We start from the raw sequence: 13,367 nt of genomic DNA on the forward strand, positions 1-13,367 counted from the left end.
CCGGCGACCCTCGAAGTTGACTCTGCCGGGTGGTCGCGGTGGTCACAGCAGACTCACTGGTCGCCGGAGTTTCCGCCGGCCACCGCCGGGTAGGGCGTTGCGGGACCGCACCGCACGACCGCCCGAGGAGAGCGTCCGTGAGCGAGAACCAGCACACCCAGCAGGACCCGACCGAGCAGTACGGCCAGCAGTCGGGTCAGCCCAATCAGCAGCAGACCCCGCCGGGTCGTACCGACGAGATGTCGCCGGAGCCGGACCACGGCGAGGAGACGTACCGGGGCACCGGCAAGCTCGACGGGAAGAAGGCGGTCATCACCGGCGGCGACTCCGGCATCGGCCGGGCGGTGGCCATCGCGTACGCCCGGGAGGGCGCCGACGTGCTGATCTCCTACCTCGGCGAGGAGGAGGACGCGGACGCCCGGGAGACGGTCCGGCTGATCGAGGCCGCCGGCCGCAAGGGCGTCGCGATCCGCGGCGACATCGCCGACGAGCGCAACTGCGAGGCGTTGATCGAGCGGGCGGTGGCCGACCTCGGCGGCATCGACATCCTGGTCAACAACGCGGCGTACCAGATGGCGCAGGAGAAGGGCATCGCCGGGATCAGCACCGAGCAGTTCGACCGGGTGTTCAAGACCAACCTGTACGCGATGTTCTGGCTGTGCAAGGCCGCCCTGCCGCACCTCGGCGAGGGGTCCACGATCATCAACACCTCCTCGATCCAGGCGTTCGACCCGTCGCCGCAGCTGCTCGACTACGCCACCACCAAGGCGGGGATCGCCAACTTCACCAAGGCGCTCGCCGCCGACCTGGTCGACCGGGGCATCCGGGTCAACGCGGTCGCGCCGGGCCCGATCTGGACGCCGCTGATCCCGGCGACCATGCCGCAGGAGAAGGTCAAGCAGTTCGGCCGGGACACCCCGGTCGGCCGGCCGGGGCAGCCCGCCGAGCTGGCCCCGGCGTACGTCTTCTTCGCCTCGCAGGAGTCGAGCTTCATCACCGGCGAGGTGCTCGGCGTGACCGGCGGCCGCTTCACCAAGTAGTCCAGGGGCCGCTTCACCAAGTGGTTCAGCGCGGCCAGGCGGACAACTGCCGGCGTACCCGGGTGATGTCGGCGGGGCCCAGGCCGTAGCGGGTGAACCGGCGGTCCGGGATGCGGTCCAGGTAGCGCCCGGCGGCCCGCACGTCGGCGTCGTCGAGGGCGGGGTCGAGCTGCCGGGCAAGGTCCAGCAGCTCGGCCACGTCCCGTTGCTCCAACGCGGAGGCCACGTCGATGTAGTCGCGGACCTCGCGCCGGTTGACCAGCGCGGCGGTCTTGTTGGCGATCAGGTCGCGGACGTCCATCACCGGCCCGAGGTCCATCACCACCGGGCTGCGGTACCGGTCGAGGCGGGCCAGGCTGAGCCGGATGCGCCGACCGTCCCGGGCGACGACGAAGTCCCGCAGATCCCGGTCCAGACCGTCGAACAGGTCACCGAGGTCGCTGTCCGGATCCGCGTCCGCCACCTCGAACCCGGCGGCCTCCAGCGCGGCCCGGACGTCGGCCGCCGCCGCGGCGGCGGCGCCCTCGACGTCGGCGAAGAGGTCGACGTCCTCGGTGGGGCGGGTGACCAGCCCGTGTGCGGCCCAGGCCACCCCGCCGCCGAGCACGAAGCGGTGTGGCCCGGCGACGGTCAACGCCACCCGGGCCACCTCGCGGTAGAACTCGTGCGGATGTGCCTCGGGCGGTGCGTCGCTCACGCCGACCGCAGGCCCCGGTGCCGGCTCTCCCACGCCAGGCGTACGCCCCGGGGCAGGTTGAGTAGTCGCCACACCCGGCGCAGCGCCCGGCCGTCGATCAGCCGGCGGAGGTCGTCGACGTTCGTGGTCTCCCGCAGCACGTTCTCGTACATCCAGAGCAGCTGGTCGGGATCGGCCAGGTCGAACGCGCGGTCGGCGCACCACATCAGCCGCACCGGCAACTCCACCACGCCCCGGGTGGGTCCGCGCAGCTCGGCGAGGGTCCGGGCCACCACGGCGGGACGACCCGGCCGGGCCAGGTGCGCCACGCCGCTCGTGGTGGGGACGACGGCCTGCATGCCGTCAGGATAGCCCCGGACCGGGCGGGATCGGGCGTACGACCGGCCGCCGCCCGCCGATCCGACCGCCGACGTGGGCGGTATATAGCCTAATGTCGGATTCTGGCTGGCGGCGCGGCGGAATGGCTGGGGGGTGGGGGTGGTTGTACACCCCTGAACGGCCGAGGAGGACGCCCGGTGTGGCGGGTGGGTCGGGGTCGGGGAATGGCCCGGGCCGGTCGGTCGTTGTACATGGTCCGACGCCGCGATGTGGCTCTGTTGGCCCCGCGCGTCGGTAAGTCTTTCCCCTTTTTCGTTTGGGCGCCTGACGGTGCTTGCGCATGTCCGGTCCCCCCTTGGTCGGTGTGCGTCGACCCCCGAATGGAGCTTGTCATGAACTCGATGTTGCGTAAGACGGTGCTGGGTGTTGCTGGTGTGGCGTGTGCTGGTGGGCTGGTTGCTGGTCCGGTGGCCGCGTTCGCCGAGGGTCCGGTCGCGGGTGTGCAGGCCGTGCAGGCTGACAAGCCGGACATGAGCACGCTGATCCCGCATGGTGTGCAGGGCGCCCAGTCGCGCATCGACCTCAACGATGAGCAGGTCGACAACGTGAAGGCGATCATCGCGGCGACGAAGAAGGCCGACATGGACGAGCGTGCCGCCGTGGTCGCGATCGGTACCGCGTTGCAGGAGTCGAAGTTGGAGAACCTGGGTCACCTGGGTGACCGCAACGACCACGACTCGCAGGGTCTGTTCCAGCAGCGTCCGTCCAGTGGTTGGGGCACGGTGGAGCAGATCACCGACCCGGAGTACTCGACCCTGGCGTTCCTGAAGGGGTTGAAGCAGGTCGACGGCTGGCAGGACATGCCGCTGACCGTGGCCGCGCAGACGGTGCAGGTGTCGGCGTTCCCGGATCACTACGCGCAGTGGGAGCAGCTGGCCGCCGATCTGGTCGCCGAGCACTGGAACAGCTGACACCCGCAACAGCTGACCCGATAGACATTCCTCCACAGGGGGAGCAGGAAACCGCTGGCCGGCACCCACTCGGGTGCCGGCCAGCGGCGTCCCCGCCCCGGCGTCGTGTGGTGGTGGTCACGGCAGGGGTAGGAAGAACAGAAGCGGGTAACCTGTTGACTCGGGTGTCGGTGTGTTTCAGTGTCCCCGGGCCTCACCTAAATTGCCGTCGCGGAATACCGTTCGGCTGGAGCCGCGTCGCGCCACTCGCCGAGAGGCGACCTGCACACCGACACCCACCGTCGCCCCCGGCCCGATTCGGGCCGGGGGCGGCGGCGTCTCCGGTTCCATCGAGGTGGGTCGCCGAGACGCCCCGGCTGTCCTATGGTCGACACCGGAGGTGTTGAGCATGGGTCTGCGCGAGGTGCTCCTGGGCTGGCCGGTCTACCGGCAGCTCACCGGCACCGACCCGCTGGGCCGGGGCGCCGCGGCGCAGTCCGCCCGCTCGGCCGCGCTCACCGCCCGCACCGAGGACGCCGACCGGGTGGCCCGCTCCGTCTGCCCGTACTGTGCGGTCGGCTGCGGGCAGCGGGTGTTCGTCACCGACGGCCAGATCACCCAGATCGAGGGCGACCCGGACAGCCCGATCTCCCGGGGCCGGCTCTGCCCCAAGGGGTCGGCCAGCAAGAGCCTGGTCACCAGCGCGCTGCGCCAGACGACGGTGCGCTACCGCCGGCCGTACGGCACGCAGTGGGAGGACCTCGACCTCGACACCGCGCTCGACATGATCGCCGATCGGGTGCTCGCCGCCCGGGCCGAGACGTGGGAGGACGTCGACGCCGAGGGTCGCCCGCTGAACCGCACCCTGGGCATCTCCAGCCTGGGCGGGGCCACGCTGGACAACGAGGAGAACTACCTCATCAAGAAGTTGTTCACCGCGATGGGGGCGCTCCAGATCGAGAACCAGGCCCGGATTTGACACTCCGCCACCGTCCCCGGTCTGGGGGCCAGCTTCGGTCGCGGTGGCGCGACGATCTTCCAGCAGGACGTGGCCAACGCTGACGTCGTCGTCATCCAGGGCTCGAACATGGCCGAGGCCCATCCGGTGGGCTTCCAGTGGGTGATGGAGGCGAAGAAGCGCGGGGCGAGGGTGTTCCACGTCGACCCCCGGTTCACCCGGACCAGCGCGCTGGCCGACAGCTACCTGCCGATCCGGGCGGGCACCGACATCGCGCTGCTCGGCGGGGTGGTCAACCACATCCTCGCCAACGAGCTGGATTTCCGGGAGTACGTGCTGGCGTACACCAACGCGGCGACGATCGTCAGCGACGACTTCGTCGACGCCGAGGACGCCGACGGTCTCTTCTCCGGCTACGACCCGGTGACCGGCGCCTACCTGCGGGACAGCTGGCAGTACGCCGGCCACGAGGAGGACTCCGGCGGCCACACGGCCGCGGCCCGGGAGACCGCCGCCGGGATGCGGCACGAGTCGCACGGCGCACCGGTGGCCGGCCGTACCCACCGGGACGAGACGCTGCAACACCCGCGCTGCGTGTACCAGATCCTCAAGCGACACTTCGCCCGCTACACGCCGGAGATGGTGGAGCGGGTCTGCGGCGTACCCCGGGAGAAGTTCCTGGAGCTGGCCCGCGCCTGGACGGAGAACTCGGGCCGGGAGCGGACCGGTTGCCTGATCTACTCGGTGGGCTGGACCCAGCACACCGTCGGCGTGCAGTACATCCGCACCGGCGCGATCATCCAGCTGCTGCTGGGCAACGTCGGCCGTCCCGGCGGCGGTGTGCTGGCGCTGCGCGGGCACGCCAGCATCCAGGGCTCCACCGACATCCCCACCCTGTTCAACCTGCTCCCGGGCTACCTGGCCATGCCGCACCACGCCCAGCACCCCACCTTCGACGCCTGGGTGGACGGCATCCGCCACCCGGCCCAGAAGGGCTTCTGGGGCGGCGCCCGCGCCTACGCGGCGAGCCTGCTCAAGGCGTACTGGGGGGACGCGGCCACGCCGGACAACGACTTCTGCTACGGCTACCTGCCCCGGCTGACCGGCGACCACGGCACCTACCAGCAGGTCTTCGACATGATCGACGGCAAGATCAAGGGGTACTTCCTGCTCGGTCAGAACCCGGCGGTCGGCTCCGCGCACGGCCGGGCCCAGCGGCTGGGCATGGCCAACCTGGACTGGCTGGTCGTGCGCGACCTCTTCATGATCGAGAGCGCGACGTTCTGGCAGCACGGCCCGGAGGTCGCCACCGGCGAGATCACCCCGCAGGAGTGCCGTACCGAGGTGTTCTTCCTGCCCGCCGCCTCCCACGTGGAGAAGGAGGGCACATTCACCCAGACGCAACGGCTGTTGCAGTGGCGGGAGAAGGCCGTCGAGGCGCCCGGCGACGCCCGCTCCGAGCTGTGGTTCTTCTACCACCTCGGGCGCCGGCTGCGGGAGAAGCTGGCCGGCTCGCCGCTGCCACGCGACCGGGCGCTGCTGGACCTGACCTGGGACTACCCCACGCACGGTCCGCACGCCGAGCCGGCCGCCGAGGCGGTGCTGCGCGAGATCAACGGGTACGACACCACCACCGGCCGCCCGCTGTCCGCGTTCACCCAGGCCCGCGACGACGGTACGACGGCCATCGGCTGCTGGATCTACACCGGGGTGTACGCCGACGGGGTCAACCAGGCGGCGCGCCGCCGGCCCGGGCAGGAGCAGGACTGGGTGGCCGCCGAGTGGGGCTGGGCCTGGCCGGCGAACCGCCGCACCCTCTACAACCGGGCCTCCGCCGACCCGCAGGGCCGGCCCTGGAGCGAACGCAAGCGCTACGTGTGGTGGGACGCGGAGGCGGGCCGGTGGACCGGCCGCGACGTGCCCGACTTCGAGCTGACCAAGGCACCGTCGTACCGGCCACCGGAGGGCGCCACGGGTCCGGCCGCGCTGGCCGGCGACGACCCGTTCATCATGCAGGCCGACGGGAAGGGCTGGCTGTTCGCGCCCAACGGTGTGCTGGACGGTCCGCTGCCCACCCACTACGAGCCGGCCGAGTCGCCGATCCGCAACCCGATCTACGGCCAGCAGGCCAACCCGACCCGCAAGATGTACGCCAACCCGGTCAACTCCACCAATCCGAGCCCGCCCGAGCAGCACAGTCAGGTCTTCCCGTACGTGTTCACGGTCAGCCGACTCACCGAGCACCACACCGCCGGCGGGATGAGCCGTACGGTGGCGCCACTGGCGGAGCTGCAACCGGAGATGTTCGTCGAGGTCTCCCCGGAGTTGGCCACGCTGGTTGGGGTGATCCACCTCGGCTGGGCGCACCTGGTCAGCGCCCGCGCGGTGATCGAGGCGCGGGTGCTGGTCACCGACCGGATCGTCCCGCTGCGGGTGGACGGCCGGGTGGTGCACCAGTTGTGGTTGCCGTACCACTTCGGGTACGAGGGGTTGGTCACCGGCGACTCGGCCAACGACCTGTTCGGCGTCACCCTCGACCCGAACGTCCTGATCCAGGAGGGCAAGATCGGCACCTGCGACGTCCGTCCCGGCCGCCGGCCCACCGGCCCGGCCCTGCGGGACCTGGTGGACGACTACCGCACCCGGGCCGGCATCGTGCCCGGCACCACCCCGCCGGCGGTCACCCCCGGCGTGCCGGTCGAGCCCGACGACGCAGAGGGGAGCCGGTGATGGTCGATCCGCAGGACCGGTCCGGTCCAGGTGGCACACCGACGCCCGGCGTACCGACGCCCGACGTACCGCCCGGGGCCGGCGGCCCGGCGACGGCCGCCGGCTGGGTCGACGCGCCGCCCCGGATGGGTTTCTTCACCGACACCAGCGTCTGCATCGGCTGCAAGGCGTGCGAGGTGGCCTGCAAGGAGTGGAACGGGGTGCCCACCTCCGGGCTGGATCTGCTCGGCATGTCGTACGACAACACCGGTGCGCTGACCGCGAACTCCTGGCGGCACGTGGCCTTCGTCGAGCAGCCCGTCCCGTCCCGGTCGCCCGGCGCGCCGTTCGCCGGCGACCCGACCGGCGAGCCGGGCAGCGCGGCCGCGGCGGCCCGGTCGGCCAGCCCGGTCACCGCCACCGGCACGGACCCCGGGGTGCTGCCGGGTGACCCGCCGGCCGCGGCCCGGATGACCGTCCCCGGCGGGCAGCCGGCCGCGAGCGCCACCGGTCCGGTCGAGTTCCTCGGGATGCCGGGCGCGGGGCCGCCCGGGCGCACCGGCGACGCGCAGGGGCGCAGCGACTTCCGCTGGCTGATGATGTCCGACGTGTGCAAGCACTGCACCCAGGCGGGGTGCCTGGATGTCTGCCCGACCGGGGCGTTGTTCCGCACCGAGTTCGGCACCGTCGTGGTGCAGGAGGACATCTGTAACGGCTGCGGCTACTGCGTGTCGGCCTGCCCGTACGGGGTGATCGACCGGCGGGTCGGTGACGGCCGGGTGTGGAAGTGCACGCTCTGCTACGACCGGATCGGTGCCGGGCTGACGCCGGCCTGCGCGCAGGCCTGCCCGACCGAGTCCATCCAGTACGGCGTCCTCGACGAGCTGCGGGAACGGGCCGCCGCGCGGGTCGCCACGCTGCACGAGCGGGGCATGCCCGAGGCGCGGCTCTACGGTCACGATCCGCACGACGGTGTCGGTGGTGACGGCGCGTTCTTCCTGCTGCTCGACGAGCCCGAGGTGTACGGTCTGCCGCCGGACCCGCGGGTCACCACCCGCGACCTGCCGAGGATGTGGCAGCGTGCGGGGGTGGCCGCGCTGGCCATGACCGCCGCGGCGGTGGCCGCGTTCCTCGGAGGTAGACGGTGAATCCGGACCGACCGGTGGTGGGCGAGACGTTCCGTCGCTTCCGTGACCAGGCCCTCGGCTCCCCGTCCCGGGGGCGGCGGCGCGGGTCCGGCGGGGAGGAACTCGCGGTGCCCCGGGCCGAGTTCACCTCCTACTACGGCCGGCCGATCCTCAAGCCGCCGGTGTGGACCTGGGAGATCGCCGCGTACCTGTTCACCGGTGGGATCGCCGCCGGCTCGTCGCTGCTCGCCGCGGGAGGGCAGCTCACCGGACGGCCGGCGGTGCGCCGCGTCGGGCGGCTCGCCGCGCTGGCCGCGATCACCGCCAGCGCCGGCCTGCTGGTCAAGGACCTGGGCCGGCCGGAGCGGTTCCACCACATGTTGCGGGTGGCCAAGCCGACCTCACCGATGTCCGTGGGCACCTGGATCGTCACCGCGTACGGGCCGGCGGCGGGGCTCGCCGCCGTCGCCGAGGCGGCGCCACTGCTGCCCGAGCGGGGCCCGCTGGGGCTGGCCCGCCGGGTGTTGCCGCCGGTGGGCCGGGTAGCCGGGCTGGCCGCCGCGGCGAGCGCGCCGGCCCTGGGCACGTACACGGCGGTGCTGCTGGCCGACACGGCCGTGCCGTCCTGGCACGAGGCGTACCCACATCTGCCGTTCGTCTTCGCGGGCAGCGCCCTGGCCAGCGGCGCGGGGGTGGGGTTGCTCGCCCTACCGGCGGCGCAGGCCGGCCCGGCCCGGCGGCTGGCGGTGGCCGGCGCCGGCCTGGAGCTGTTCGGCGCGCACCGGGTGGAGACCCGCCTCGGCCTGCTCGGCGAGCCGTACCGGACCGGCCGGGCCGGGCGCCTGCTGCGGGCCGGCCGGGCGTTGACCGTCGCCGGGGTGGCCGGCGCGCTGCTCGGCGTACGCAGCCGGGCCGTGTCAGCGGTGGCCGGTGCCGCGCTGCTGGCCGCGTCGGCGGCCACCCGGTTCGGTGTCTTCCACGCCGGCATCGCCTCGGCCCGGGATCCGAAGTACACGGTGCTGCCGCAGCGGGAGCGCCTGGACCGGCGGCGGGCGGGCGATCCGGGCCGGTAGGCGCGATCGAGGCTCGGCCGGACAGCCGCCGCGCGGCTGTGATCCAATGCTCGGTGGAGGCGTTCAGGCGGCTGGTGCCCCTCCCGGTCTTCAACACCGGTGTGGTCCGGGATCCGGGCCAGGCGGGTTCGATTCCCGTCCGTCTCCGCCAGGCTGCCAGGGACTTCGACACGGCCCTAGGAGATGACGCGATGGGTGACGGCGCCGACCCGCGGCGCCGGGTGCCGCGCACCGACGCGCTGCTGGCGCAGCCGCCGCTGGTCGCGGCGGCCGCCACGCTCGGCCGCGACCGGGTCAGGAGCGCGGTGCGGCAGGCCCAGCAGCGGGCCCGGCGTGGTGAGATCACCCCCGACGAGGTACGCGACGCCGCGCTGGCCGCGTTGCCGCCGCCCACACCGCGCGCCGTGCTCAACGCCACCGGGGTCCTGTTGCACACCAACCTCGGGCGCGCCGCCCTCTCCGACGCCGCGGTGGCCGCGGTGGCCGCCGCCGCCGGGCACACCGATGTCGAGCTGGATCTGGACACCGGGCGCCGGGCCCGGCGCGGGCGCGACGCGCTGGACGCCCTCGCCGCCGCCGTACCGGCCGCCGAGGCGGTGCACGTGGTCAACAACGGCGCGGCGGCCCTGGTCCTCGCCGCCACCGCGCTCGCCACCGACGCGGAGATCGTGGTCAGCCGGGGAGAACTGGTCGAGATCGGTGACGGCTTCCGCCTGCCGGACCTGCTCACCAGCACCGGCGCGCGGCTGCGGGAGGTCGGCACCACCAACCGGACCAGTCTCGCCGACTACGCCGCCGCCGTCGGCCCCCGCACCGGTTTCGTGCTCAAGGTGCACCCGTCGAACTTCCGGGTCACCGGCTTCACCTCGGCGGTGCCGGTGCGGCGACTGGCCGACCTCGGCGTGCCGGTGGTCGCCGACATCGGCTCCGGGCTGCTCGCCCCCGACCCGCTGCTGCCCGACGAGCCGGACGCCGTCACCACCCTGCGCGCCGGGGCGGCCCTGGTCACCGCCAGCGGCGACAAGCTGCTCGGTGGCCCACAGGCCGGGCTGCTGCTCGGCGCCGCCGGTCTGGTCGAGCGGCTGCGCCGGCACCCCCTCGCGCGGGCGGTACGGGTGGACAAGCTGACCCTGGCCGCGCTGGCCGCCACCCTCGGCGACCCGGCCACACCCACCCGCCGTGCCCTGCACGCCGACGTGGCGGCGCTGCGCGAGCGGACCGAGCGGCTGCGCGACGCGCTCGCCGCCGACGGGCACAAGGCCGAGGTGGTGCCCTCCGTCGCGGTGGTCGGCGGCGGTGGTGCCCCCGGCCTGGAGCTGGACTCGTGGGCGTTGAGCCTGCCCGGCCGGTACGCCCGGCCGCTGCGCACCGGTGACCCGCCGGTGCTGGGCCGGGTGGCCCGGGGCCGGCTGCTGCTGGATCTGCGCTGCGTGCCGGAGCGCGCCGACGGGTGGGTGCGTGCCGCCGTGCTGGCCGTGCCGGGAGACGACTGAGCATGCTGGTGGTGGCCACCGCCGGGCACGTCGACCACGGCAAGTCCACGCTGGTGCGGGCGCTGACCGGGATGGAACCCGACCGGTGGGCGGAGGAACGCCGTCGCGGCATGACCATCGACCTGGGGTTCGCCTGGACGGCGCTGCCCTCCGGCGGCACCGTCGCCTTCGTCGACGTGCCGGGGCACGAGCGGTTCGTGCCGAACATGCTCGCCGGTGTCGGCCCGGTACCCGCCGCCGCGATGGTGGTCGCCGCCGACGAGGGGTGGATGCCGCAGTCCGCCGAGCACCTGGCCGCGCTGGACGCGCTCGGGGTCGCGTACGGCCTGCTGGTGGTGACCCGCGCGGACCTGGCCGATCCGCAGCCGGCGCTGGCCCGCGCCCGGGCGGAGCTGGCGGCGACCTCGCTGGGTGCGGTGGAGGCGGTCGCGGTCAGCGCGGTCACCGGTGCCGGCCTGCCGGAGCTGCGCGCCGCGCTGGACCGGCTGGCGGCCCGGCTGCCGGCCCCGGTGGCCGACGGGCCGGTCCGGCTCTGGGTCGACCGCAGCTTTACGGTGCGCGGCAGCGGCACGGTGGTCACCGGCACCCTGGGCGCCGGCCGGCTGCGGGTCGGCGACGAGCTGGCGCTGGCCGGCACCGGGGAGCCGGTGCGGGTCCGGGGCCTGCACCGGCTCGGTGTGGCGTGCGGCGAGACCGGGCCGGTCGCCCGGGTGGCGGTCAATCTGCGCGGGGTGCCCCGCGACCGGATCGCCCGGGGCGACGCGCTGCTGACCCCGGGCCGGTTCCGGGCCACCGACCTGGTCGACGTGCGCCTGGTCGGTGATCCGGTGGCCGAGCTGCCGGTGACGCTGACCCTGCACGTCGGCTCCGCCGCGGTGCCGGTACGGGTCCGCCCGCTGGGTGCGGACACCGCCCGGCTGCGGCTCGGCCGCCCGCTGCCGCTGCTGGTGGGGGACCGGGCGCTGCTGCGTGACCCGGGTCGCCGCCACGTCGCCGGTGGGGTCCGGGTGCTGGACGTGCTGCCGCCGCCGTTGCGGCGGCGGGGCGCCGCGGCCGACCGGGCGGCCGTGCTGGCCACGTTGGACGGCCGGCCCGACCTCGCCGGCGAGCTGGGCCGGCGGGGCCTGGTCCGGGCCGGTGACCTGGTGCGGGCGGGCGTGCCGGTGACGGTCGACCCGGTGGCGGGGGACTGGCTGGCCGATCCGGGGCACTGGCGGCGGCTGGCCGACCGCCTCGCCGACGCGGTGGCCCGCCACACCCGGGAGCATCCGCTGGAGCCGGGCGTGCCGGTCGAGGTGCTGCGCCAACGCCTCGACCTGGCCGATCGGGCGCTGGTCGAGGCGCTGGTCCGGCCGCCGCTGCGGCTGGTCGCCGGCCGGGTCGTGGCCGCCGGGACGGCCCCGTTGCCCGAGCCGGTGGCCCGCGCGCTCGCCCTGGTCCGCGACGACTACGCGGCACATCCGTTCCGGGCGCCCGACGCCGAGCGGCTCGCCGCCGTCGGGCTCGGCACCCGGGAGATCGGCGCGGCGGTACGCGCCGGGGCGCTGCTGCGGCTGACCGGGAACGTGCTGCTGCTGCCCGGTGCGCCCGAGCAGGCGGTGCGGGTGCTGGCCGGGCTGCCGCAGCCGTTCACGCTCAGCGCCGCCCGGCAGGCCCTGGCCACCACCCGCCGGGTGGCGGTGCCGCTGCTGGAACTGCTGGACCGGCAGGGCATGACCCGGCGGCTGCCCGACGACGCCCGGGTGGTGGTCGCGGATTGAGCACATCGCCGGCCGGGACCGGGGCCGGGCACCTACCGTGACGCCATGGACCCCTCGGCGATCTGGCGGGACCGGCAGCACCGGTGGCGGATCGAGGCGTACCGCGCGCCGGACCTGCGGTTCGCCGTCTACGCCACCAACGGCACCACCGAGTCGGCGCCGCTGTGGCTGTTCGGCATGTCGGCGCTGGCCCGCTGGCTGATGAGCCACAAGATCTCTCTCGACGACCTGGAGGTCGACTGACGGGTCGCCCGATCGGGGGACAATCTGGGGTAAAAGCGATGATAAGCGCTGCCGGTCGTACGGTGCGAGCTGTGAAGGACCGAGGCATCCGGAAGTTCCTCGCGGTGCTGGCCGGCCTCGCCGTGATCTACTTCGGCACCACGGGCCGCTCGCCCGAGGAGGGTGGCGGGATCTCCGGTGGGCTGGTGGTGCTGGCGCTGCTCGCCGCCCTGCTGGTGTGGCACCTGACCAAGCCCGGTGGCGACGCGGCGAAGTGACCCGATCGCTCAGCGGGCGGCGGCGCTGCGGCTGATCTGCCCCGCCGACTCCTCACCGAGGGCGACCCGCACCAGCGCCGAGGCGAGCCGGCCGAACTCGCCCCCGTCGACCAGCCGGGCCAACCGGTCGGGCGCGGCGGGCAGGCCGAGCCGCTTCGCTCCGGCCACCGCCCGGCGGTCGGCGTACGGGCGCAGCTCCGGCCAGACCGTCTGCACCTCGCGCAGGAAGATCTCCGCGCCGGTGGGTCCGATGCCGGGGAACTCCATGAGCAGCCGGCGCAACGCCGCCGGTTCGCCGCCGGCCTGCCGGTGCAGCCGGCGCAGGTCGCCGCGCCAGCGGTCCAGGCAGAGCCGGGCACCGGTGCCCAGCATCGTCGCGGTCCGCTCGTCGTAGCGGCGGTAGTGGCCGCGCCCGAGCGCGTCGACCCGTTCCTGCCAGCTGGCCGCCTCCATCGCCTGCGGGGTGCGGTAACCGGCCGCGAAGAGTTCCCGGGCCGCCGCCACCCCCACCTGCGCCCGGATCCGGGTGCTGAGCAGGGTGACCAGCACCAGCAGCTGGTACAGCGGCGCCGGCCGGTCGGCGAGGGATATCCCCGCCTCCTCGGCGTACGTGCGGCGGGTCAGCAAGGCCCGCGCCACAGCCCGTTGGTTGCCCATCGTCGTGGAGTACCCGCCCCGAGCCGCACTAGCCCTGTCGGTGCCCAGCGTCGCGGAATGCCGGCGACGGCGGCGGGTAAGCCGT

General features: G+C 74.1%; 12 protein-coding genes and 1 tRNA gene. 10 read left to right on the forward strand and 3 right to left on the reverse strand.

Annotated features, from left to right (window positions below):
• The first annotated feature begins 137 nt into the window (after positions 1 to 137).
• Positions 138 to 1,040 carry an SDR family oxidoreductase gene (locus tag O7615_RS27735; protein WP_278180732.1) on the forward strand — a complete coding sequence of 301 codons (903 nt, stop codon included), beginning with the start codon at positions 138 to 140 and terminating at the stop codon, positions 1,038 to 1,040.
• 25 nt (positions 1,041 to 1,065) lie between these two features.
• On the opposite strand, the gene O7615_RS27740 is transcribed toward O7615_RS27735, so the two are convergent.
• Together O7615_RS27740 and O7615_RS27745 are read right to left on the reverse strand one after the other, a co-directional pair.
• Complete coding sequence (locus O7615_RS27740; protein WP_278180733.1) at positions 1,066 to 1,737, reverse strand: nucleotidyl transferase AbiEii/AbiGii toxin family protein; 672 nt, start codon at positions 1,735 to 1,737, stop codon at positions 1,066 to 1,068.
• On the reverse strand, positions 1,734 to 2,075 hold the full coding sequence (locus O7615_RS27745; RefSeq protein ID WP_278180734.1) for a hypothetical protein: 342 nt from the start codon (positions 2,073 to 2,075) through the stop codon (positions 1,734 to 1,736). The genes O7615_RS27740 and O7615_RS27745 overlap by 4 nt, the downstream gene beginning before the upstream one ends.
• Before the next feature lie 372 nt (positions 2,076 to 2,447).
• Here O7615_RS27745 and O7615_RS27750 point away from each other — a divergent pair, with 372 nt between their 5' ends.
• From O7615_RS27750 to O7615_RS27790, 9 genes are all read left to right on the forward strand, one after another.
• Positions 2,448 to 3,026: a hypothetical protein gene (locus O7615_RS27750; protein ID WP_278180735.1), complete on the forward strand. Its 579-nt coding sequence runs from the start codon at positions 2,448 to 2,450 to the stop codon at positions 3,024 to 3,026.
• Between the two features lie 388 nt (positions 3,027 to 3,414).
• A complete protein-coding gene (gene fdh, locus O7615_RS27755) occupies positions 3,415 to 6,693 on the forward strand; it encodes a formate dehydrogenase (protein WP_278180736.1) in 3,279 nt (1,092 codons plus the stop codon).
• Positions 6,693 to 7,820, forward strand: a complete 1,128-nt coding sequence (locus O7615_RS27760; RefSeq protein ID WP_278180737.1) for a 4Fe-4S dicluster domain-containing protein — start codon at positions 6,693 to 6,695, stop codon at positions 7,818 to 7,820. Before fdh ends, O7615_RS27760 begins: the two co-directional genes overlap by 1 nt.
• Positions 7,817 to 8,872, forward strand: coding sequence for an NrfD/PsrC family molybdoenzyme membrane anchor subunit (gene nrfD, locus O7615_RS27765; protein ID WP_278180738.1), 1,056 nt, complete (start codon positions 7,817 to 7,819; stop codon positions 8,870 to 8,872). Before O7615_RS27760 ends, nrfD begins: the two co-directional genes overlap by 4 nt.
• A 55-nt stretch (positions 8,873 to 8,927) precedes the next feature.
• Positions 8,928 to 9,023: transfer RNA gene (locus O7615_RS27770), tRNA-Sec, on the forward strand.
• A gap of 40 nt (positions 9,024 to 9,063) precedes the next feature.
• Positions 9,064 to 10,365: an L-seryl-tRNA(Sec) selenium transferase gene (gene selA, locus O7615_RS27775; RefSeq protein WP_278180739.1), complete on the forward strand. Its 1,302-nt coding sequence runs from the start codon at positions 9,064 to 9,066 to the stop codon at positions 10,363 to 10,365.
• A 2-nt stretch (positions 10,366 to 10,367) separates the two neighbouring features.
• A complete protein-coding gene (gene selB, locus O7615_RS27780) occupies positions 10,368 to 12,125 on the forward strand; it encodes a selenocysteine-specific translation elongation factor (RefSeq protein WP_278180740.1) in 1,758 nt (585 codons plus the stop codon).
• Between the two features lie 45 nt (positions 12,126 to 12,170).
• Positions 12,171 to 12,368 carry a hypothetical protein gene (locus O7615_RS27785; protein ID WP_169597461.1) on the forward strand — a complete coding sequence of 66 codons (198 nt, stop codon included), beginning with the start codon at positions 12,171 to 12,173 and terminating at the stop codon, positions 12,366 to 12,368.
• Between the two features lie 71 nt (positions 12,369 to 12,439).
• The gene (locus O7615_RS27790) at positions 12,440 to 12,625 is read left to right on the forward strand and encodes a hypothetical protein (protein WP_278182341.1); all 186 of its coding nucleotides are present in this window, start codon (positions 12,440 to 12,442) and stop codon (positions 12,623 to 12,625) included.
• A gap of 9 nt (positions 12,626 to 12,634) precedes the next feature.
• On the opposite strand, the gene O7615_RS27795 is transcribed toward O7615_RS27790, so the two are convergent.
• Complete coding sequence (locus O7615_RS27795; protein ID WP_278180741.1) at positions 12,635 to 13,282, reverse strand: hypothetical protein; 648 nt, start codon at positions 13,280 to 13,282, stop codon at positions 12,635 to 12,637.
• Positions 13,283 to 13,367: the final 85 nt, after the last annotated feature.

This window comes from Micromonospora sp. WMMD1082, from assembly GCF_029626175.1.
In the GTDB taxonomy this organism is placed as follows: domain Bacteria; phylum Actinomycetota; class Actinomycetes; order Mycobacteriales; family Micromonosporaceae; genus Micromonospora.